The organism is Leisingera sp. ABD4_442, assembly GCF_056160905.1.
Genome location: NZ_JBSWYB010000023.1, coordinates 58469 through 66035, shown reverse-complemented (window position 1 = coordinate 66035; position 7567 = coordinate 58469). Strand labels below are relative to the sequence as shown.

The 7567-nt window shown below is 66.6% G+C and carries 5 protein-coding genes; all 5 read right to left on the bottom strand.

All coding sequences use genetic code 11. The annotated features are described in order from the left end of the window. Nucleotides 1–652 precede the first annotated feature (652 nt). The 5 genes from ACXAHG_RS16090 to ACXAHG_RS16070 all read right to left on the bottom strand — a co-directional run bounded on the left by ACXAHG_RS16090 (nucleotide 653) and on the right by ACXAHG_RS16070 (nucleotide 7502). Entirely contained in the window at nucleotides 653–1891 is a 1239-nt protein-coding gene (locus tag ACXAHG_RS16090; protein WP_475058937.1) for a DUF1501 domain-containing protein, read from the bottom strand. Nucleotides 1892–1906: 15 nt separating this feature from the next. Then, on the bottom strand, nucleotides 1907–3292 hold the full coding sequence (locus ACXAHG_RS16085; RefSeq protein WP_475058934.1) for a DUF1800 domain-containing protein: 1386 nt from the start codon (nucleotides 3290–3292) through the stop codon (nucleotides 1907–1909). 260 nt (nucleotides 3293–3552) lie between these two features. Further along, a complete protein-coding gene (gene aspS / locus ACXAHG_RS16080; protein ID WP_475041966.1) occupies nucleotides 3553–5337 on the bottom strand; it encodes an aspartate--tRNA ligase in 1785 nt (594 codons plus the stop codon). Between the two features lie 363 nt (nucleotides 5338–5700). Next, nucleotides 5701–6354, bottom strand: a complete 654-nt coding sequence (locus ACXAHG_RS16075) for an aminotransferase class IV family protein (RefSeq protein WP_475058932.1) — start codon at nucleotides 6352–6354, stop codon at nucleotides 5701–5703. Continuing rightward, a complete protein-coding gene (locus ACXAHG_RS16070) occupies nucleotides 6297–7502 on the bottom strand; it encodes an aminodeoxychorismate synthase component I (protein WP_475058929.1) in 1206 nt (401 codons plus the stop codon). The genes ACXAHG_RS16075 and ACXAHG_RS16070 overlap by 58 nt, the downstream gene beginning before the upstream one ends. Nucleotides 7503–7567 lie beyond the last annotated feature (65 nt).

The following is a 7567-nucleotide window of genomic DNA, read 5'->3' as shown; positions in this document are numbered from 1 at the left end:
GAGAAGGGGGGGGGGGGGGGGGGGGGTGGGGGGGGGGAGAGGAGAGGGGTGCTTTTTTCCCCCCCCCTTCTGTGGGTTTTGGTCCCGTCCCCTTCGGGAGGTGTGTCCCCGGGCCCAACAGAACGGACCGTTCACTGAACGGGCCGGGCTGGCGGGAGCTCCCTCGCTCCTTTGCGAAAATCTCAGCCCGGGCGGGAGGGGGCCTGCGGACATCAGCATGGGAAACACTGCCGCTAGGGGCAAAGCCCATTCCCCGGCACTGCCGACGGAACTGGCTTGCCCATGACGCTGCTCAGCTCCGCAGGGCCAGCAGTGCTGGCTCAAACGAACGGCAGCACTGCTCTAGCGCAAAGCCCGCCGCAGCCTGCAGACGCGCAAGCCGCAGCAAACCGGCAGTTTTGAGAAAACGGAACCGGCGACTCTAGTCCCGGCGCCTACCCTTTCACAGATCCGGTGCGCGCCTGGGCAGCGGCACAAGAGAACCGCCCCGCCTTGGGGTCAGGACCCATTCATCCTGCAAGGCTGGCACACAAATAGCAAGGAAACAGGGGTTTTGAGCGCACCGGGACTGGCGGTGTCATTTCCAAACGGTCAAAACCGCTGCTTTGCAGCGGTGTTCGCGTCCGCAGTTCAGGATGAATGGGTCCGGCGCCTAAAGCAGCAGCCCGGGGTCGCCGCCCATGGACAGCCCGGGGAACACAGCGGTTTCCAGGCTGCTTTTGCTGGCGCCGGTCAAACCGTGCAGCAGCCAGGCCAGATGGCTGCGGACGTCGCCGGTCGGCATCAGGTCGCGCCGGTCATAGAGATCCGCCTCAGCCAGACCCGGCCATTGCCCCAGGACCCTGCCGCCGCGGATCGCACCGCCTGCCAGCAGCATGGCGCCGCCGGTGCCATGGTCGGTGCCGCCGGTGCCATTCTCCCGCACCGTGCGGCCGAATTCCGTGACCGCGGCAATTGCGGTCTTGCTCCAGGCCGCCTCTCCCAGCCCTTTCTTCAGCGTCAGCACCGTGTCCGAGAGCCGCCCCAGGGCCGCGTTCAGGCTTCTGGCCTGTCCAGCATGGGTGTCCCAGCCGTTGATCGAAAATGCCGCAATCCTGGTGCTGCCGCGCAGCTGTTCTGCCGCATAGGCCGCTACTTCCCTATGCGCTTTTCCCTTCGGCTCCGCCATCATCGTGGCCATCATGCCGCCGCCGTCCCCGCCGCTGCCTTCAGCCGGGTCCGCATTCCCGCCGCCCGCCAGCGCGCTGTCCTGCCGGGTCAGTTCCAGGGCATCGTTGAGGGCGACATGGAACAGCGGGTCTTCCTCCATCAGCAGGCCCGCCAGCCGCTCTGCCTGCGGGCTCATCGCCAGCCCCGCCCCCGGCGCCCATTGCGACACCGGCGCCGCGCCTTCCAAGAGCAGCATCCGCTCCTGGCCGATGGCAAAGGCGGTGCGCGCCTCTGCCTCCGGCATCTGCTGCAGCAAGCGGTTCAGCCAGCCGTCCCGCGCCTCGCCCAGCGCCGCGGTGCCCGCCTCCAGCAGGTCCTGGCCATCGAAATGGCTGCGCCGGTCCCGGTACGGGGTGGACACCGCCTGGACAAAGCCCAGCTCCCCCTTGCGCCACAGGGTCATCAGCGGCGCCAGGCCCGGATGCAGCGCATAGAAGCCGTCCAAATCCTCCGCCCCGGTGCCAGGCCCGCCCGCCAGCTTCCGGCGCAGACCCGTATAAGCGGGATCGCCATAGGGCTGCACTGCATCCAGCGCATCCATGCCGCCGCGCAACAGGATCACCACCAGGCGGGTGTCCCAGGGGGCAGCGGCCAGGCTGACCGGCGTGACCAGCGGGCTGGCCGCCAGGGAACAGCCCAGCACAGCAGAACGGGCCAGCAGAGAGCGGCGGGTTAACGGCATCTTCCTATCCTCCCTTCAGCGGCGCTGAAACGCGGGCGCGGCAAGCACCAGCCCAACCGCCTCGGCTCCGGTTTCGGCCGCGCTGGCTGCAAATCTTACGCGTTCATTGGCAAACCGGCCCAGCGCCGAACCGGCAAAGCTGCGCGGGTCCGGCAGCGGCTGCGCCAGCTGCCGCGGCGCCGCCATTGCCCAGCGCAGCCGCGCCGCCAGCGCCTGCGGCGTGACCCAGGTTGTATCTTCCTCCGGCCAGCCGTCCGGGCCGCCGGCAAACTCCCATCGCTGCCCCATCGGCGCCAGCGGCGCCAGCAGCAGCCAGTTCAGCTTTCCGGGTTTGAAGCCCGACAGCCTGTCCTGCGGCACTGCCAGCGCCCGGCAGGCCGAGGCGACATAATCAAACGGCGGCTTGACGTTGCGCAGCTCCGGCTGCCAGGCCGCAGGGTGTTCCAAGAGCGCCCCATAAACCGCCATCAGATCACCGCCGCTCTGCTGCCAGCGCTGCGCCAGATGGGCCACCAGGCCGGGATCGGGTGTGTCTGCGGTAAAATGCACCGCCAGTTTCCAGGCCAGATGCCGCGCCGTTGCCGGGTGGCGGGCAAGATCCCGCAGCGCCGCCAGCACCTGCTCCAGCTCCGGCTTGCCGCCGCCATAGGTCTTGCCCAGCACGGTCTCGGCGCCGGGCTCTGCCATGCCGGGGCGGAATACAAACCCCTTCTCCCGCGAGACCGACAGGCCGGTGAACAGCTCTGCGAGCTGCCGCACGTCCTGCTGCCCGTATGGCCCGTCCACCCCCAGGGTATGCAGCTCCAGAACCTCCCGGGCGAGGTTCTCGTTCAGCCCGTCCAGCCGCTTGCGGCGCTTGGCGGCCCGGCTGCCTGGCCCGGCAGAGCGGGCCTGATCCAGGTAGTGCAGCATCAGCGGGCTGGTCACCGCGGCAATCAGCAATTCCTCAAACCGGCCCGCCACATGCGGCCGGATCACGCTCTCGGCATAGGGCGCGGCCATGATGCGCAGCGCGCCGTTCTTGCCCTGGGCGGTGAAATGGTCGGCCCAGAACAGCACCAGCCGCTCGCGGAACCCGTCACGGGTATGGATATGGCGCTGCAGCCGCTGGCCGTTCCACCGCAGGCGCGTCCGGTTGTGGTCCCGGCGGTAGCCCTTGAACGCCTGATCCGCATCCGCATAGCCGGATTTGCCCTCCAGCTTCTTGCGCGCTCGCCGCAGCCTGCGGAATTCCCGGGCGCGGCCATAAGCCTCCTCCAGGCTGCTGACCGGGAACCGCAAAGCCATCTCATCGGCGCCGCGGAGCCGGGCCAGCATGTCCTCAGCAGAGGCCGGAGCCGGATGCTGCGGTGACAAGCCCGCACCGAAACGTATCTCTGCCAAATCTCCGTCGAATTGCATCGTCTTGATCCCTTTGGACGCGCCGCATCCCCTGCAAACTAGCCCATCACAGCACAAGTCCACAGCTGAATTTAAGGTGATACGCAGGTCCCGGCGGTCTCCGGCGCCAGGCCGGCAGATTTTTGCAGCCGTTTCCCGGCACGGGAAGCGGCCAGGAAACCACATGTTTTCCTGGCCGGAATTTTCGGAAAATTCCGCCCCCGCAGCAACGAAAAAGGCCCGGGGCAAGCCCGGGCCTTTTGCAAAAATCCGTGAAGCGGTTACTGATCCTGCGGGATCACCCGCAGCCCAAGCTCCATCAACTGCTCGCTGAGCGGCTCGGAGGGGGCCGACATCATCAGGTCTTCGGCGCGCTGGTTCATCGGGAACATGATGACCTCGCGGATGTTCGCCTCATCAGCCAGCAGCATCACCATGCGGTCGATGCCGGCCGCGCAGCCGCCGTGCGGCGGGGCGCCATACTGGAAGGCGTTGACCATGCCGCCGAACCGCTTTTCGACCTCTTCCTTGCCATAGCCCGCAATTTCAAAGGCCTTGAACATGATTTCCGGCTTGTGGTTCCGGATCGCGCCAGAGACCAGCTCATAGCCGTTGCACGCCAGATCGTACTGGTAGCCCTTGACCGCCAGCGGATCGGACAGCAGCGCGTCCATGCCGCCCTGAGGCATCGAGAACGGGTTGTGCTCGAAGTCGATCTTGCCGGTTTCCTCGTCCTTCTCGTAGATCGGGAAGTCGACGATCCAGGCAAAGGCAAAGCGGTCCTTGTCAATGAGGCCCAGCTCTTCGCCGATGACAGTGCGGGCCTTGCCTGCGACGCCTTCAAACGCTTTCGGCTTGCCGCCCAGGAAGAAGGCCCCATCGCCGACACCCAGGCCCAGTTGCTGGCGGATCGCCTCCGTGCGCTCGGGGCCGATGTTCTTGGCTAGCGGGCCTGCGGCCTCGATGCCTTCGCCCTGGTCGCGCCAGAAGATATAGCCCATGCCCGGCAGGCCTTCGCCCTGGGCAAACTTGTTCATCCGGTCGCAGAACTTGCGGGAGCCGCCGGTAGGCGCCGGGATGGCGCGGATTTCGGTGCCTTCGTTTTCCAGGAGGTTGGCAAAGATCGCAAAACCCGAGCCGCGGAAATGCTCGGAACAGTCCTGCATCTTGATCGGGTTGCGCAGGTCCGGCTTGTCGGTGCCGTACCATTTGGCCGCGTCCTTGTAGGAGATCTGCGGCCAGTCGGCTGCGGCGTCCACCTTGCGGCCCTGCCCGAATTCCTCGAACACGCCTGCCATCACCGGTGCGATGGTGTCAAAGACGTCCTGCTGGGTCACAAACGACATTTCCATGTCAAGCTGGTAGAAGTCCGCGGGCGAGCGGTCGGCGCGCGGGTCCTCGTCGCGGAAACAGGGTGCGATCTGGAAATACTTGTCAAAGCCCGAGACCATCATCAGCTGCTTGAACTGCTGCGGCGCCTGCGGCAGCGCGTAGAACTTGCCCGGGTGCAGGCGCGACGGCACCAGGAAGTCGCGCGCGCCCTCGGGAGACGACGCGGTGATGATCGGCGTCTGGTATTCGTTGAAGCCGATGTCCCACATGCGCTTGCGGATCGACTGGATCATGTTGGCCCGCAGCACCATGTTCTTCTGCATCTTCTCGCGGCGCAGGTCCAGGTAGCGGTAGCGCAGGCGGGTTTCCTCCGGGTATTCTTGCTCGCCGAAGACCATCAGCGGCAGCTCGTCGGATTTGCCCAGGATCTCGATGTCGCGGATGAAGACCTCAATCTCGCCGGTGGAGATTTTCGGGTTCACCAGGCTCTCGTCGCGGGCCATGACGTTGCCGTCGATGCGGATGCACCATTCGCTGCGGACCTTCTCGATCTCGGCAAATACCGGGCTGTCCGGGTCGGCCATCACCTGGGTCACGCCGTAGTGGTCGCGCAGGTCGATGAACAAGAGGCCGCCGTGGTCACGGACGCGGTGGACCCAGCCCGACAGGCGGACGGTTTCACCGACGTTGGATTTGTTCAGTTCGGCGCAGGTATGGCTGCGGTAGGCGTGCATGGCTCGGCCTTTCGTTATGCGGGTCGCGGGTCCTTGGGGACCGTCATTCGGGAAATGCGCTAAGGGCGCGGAATTCGTCCGGGGTGGTACACAAGGTTGCAGCCCGCTTGTCAAGCAAACAGGGGTATTTCCGCGCGGTCTGACGTCTGAAATCGGCGGTTCCCGGTGCCAGCGGGGATCTCCCGCCCCTTCCCGCCCCATCGCTGGCGCGCTGGGGCCTCCAGCGTTGGGCCGGACGCCGCGCCTGCGGCGCGGCGCGCAGCGCACCCTAGGGTGCGCTGCCGGGCCCAAAGGGCAACGACCCGCTGGCGCCAGCCAGCGGGCCTGTTGTCCGCGGGAGCGCCCCGCCTGGGTCTGCCTCCGCTACACCAGCCGCGCCGGGATCAGCCCGCGCAGGGAGTTGCCCATATGGATGGCCTGCGCGCCGTGCAGGTCTTCAAGCCGCAGCACCGCTTCCACGCATTGACCGCTCTCCAGCATCACCTGACGCAGGATGCCCGGCAGCAGGCCGCTGGACAGCGGCGGCGTCACCACCTGCCCGCCGCCAAGGGTGACGAACAGATTGGTGATCGTGCCCTCGCAAACCTCGCCGCGCGGGTTGAGGAACAGCAGTTCCTCCACGCCCTCCGGCAACTCAGCCCGAGCAGTGTCGTAGAGCGCCCGGCGGGTGGTCTTGTGCTGCAGCCAGAGGTCGTCAGCCTCCAGCCGGGCCTCCGCGATGCCCAGCCGCCATTCAGCAGGCATGCTTCCCAGCGGTGCCGTGGTCAGCTCCAATTGGCCGGCCGCGTCCAGCGTCAGGCGGCAGCGCAGAGCACAATCGCCTTCAGCAGCTGCAAGCGCGGCCTGCGCCTCGTCAGGATCAAAGGGAATGCCAAACGCTGCCGCGCTGCGCCCCATCCGGGCCAAGTGCAGCGCTAGATGCCGGAATCCCTCCCCCGGATGCCAGCCCAGCGTCTCGATCAGGCGGAAAGCGGGATCGTTCTGGATGGCGTCACGCGGGCGAACCGGGCTTTCCATAGGGCTTCCTCATATTCCGATTCCGCGGTGCTGTCCCAGACCACGCCGCCGCCCACATTGAGCGTCGCGCGGCCGTCTTCCAGCATCAAGGTGCGGATTGCCACATTGAACTCCGACGCGCCGTCCGGCGCCGCCCAGCCGATGGAGCCGCAATAGATGTCGCGCGCCCAGGGCTCCAGCTCCGCCAGGATCTCCATCGAGCGGATCTTGGGCGCCCCGGTGATCGAGCCGCAGGGGAACAGTGCCGCAAAGATCTCTGCCAGCCCTGCATCGGGCCGCAGCTTCGCGCGCACCAGCGACACCATCTGATGCACCGTGGCATAGCTCTCGACCGCAAACAGTTCCGGCACATGCACCGAGCCTGTCTGCGCCACGCGGCTGATGTCATTGCGCAACAGGTCCACGATCATCAGGTTCTCGGCGCGGTTCTTCTCGTCCTGGCGCAGGAAGTCGCGGCGCCGCGCGTCCTCCACCGGATCGTCGCTGCGCGGCTGGGTGCCTTTCATCGGCCGGGTTTCGATCATGCCTGACGCATCGGTGCGGAAGAACAGCTCCGGCGAGCGCGACAGCAGGTCCGGCAGCCCGTCCTGTTCGACCAGCACCCCGTGGCCCACCACCTGTTTGGCTTGCAGCGCGGCATAGAGTTCTTCGGCAGTGCCATAGGCCTGAGCATCAATCGGGAAGGTCAGGTTGGCCTGATAGATGTCGCCTTTGCCGATGTTGCGTTTCACTTCAGCGAAGGCCTCGGAGTAGCGCTCATAGGTCCAGCGGGGGGTAATGCCCTCAAGCCCCGCTTCGCCTGGCCGATAGGCCGGGCCTCGCCCGTCCGCCCCCCCGGGCGGGCGATACTCGCCCCCCCGCGGCCGGGCGCCGCCCTCAGCGTTCTGCGGTAGCGGTTCCTCATAAACGCCAAAACACATCAGCGGCAGCCGCCGCTCCTTCGGCATCCGCCCCGCCAGTTTCGGCTCCAGCGCATAGCCCAGTTCATAGGACGCATAACCTGCCAGCCAATGCCCCGCGTCCCGCGCCGCATCCAAAGCGGCCAGCGCAGCGGGCACCTCTTCGGCCCCGTCCGCCCGGATCACACGCAGCGGCTGGTCGAAACATGTGCCGGCCCCCTTGGGCCCCCGGTCAAAGCGAATCCGCACTGGAATTGACTCCATAAGGTCTTGGACCCCACATATATCTGTTCGCTATGCGAACAAAAAGGGGT

Excerpts from the sequence above, each read along its gene's own strand:
- ACXAHG_RS16090 (WP_475058937.1), bottom strand. The coding sequence starts at position 1,891 with ATGCCGTTAACCCGCCGCTCTCTGCTGGCCCGTTCTGCTGTGCTGGGC.
- ACXAHG_RS16085 (WP_475058934.1), bottom strand. The coding sequence starts at position 3,292 with ATGCAATTCGACGGAGATTTGGCAGAGATACGTTTCGGTGCGGGCTTG.
- aspS (WP_475041966.1), bottom strand. The coding sequence starts at position 5,337 with ATGCACGCCTACCGCAGCCATACCTGCGCCGAACTGAACAAATCCAAC.
- ACXAHG_RS16075 (WP_475058932.1), bottom strand. The coding sequence starts at position 6,354 with ATGGAAAGCCCGGTTCGCCCGCGTGACGCCATCCAGAACGATCCCGCT.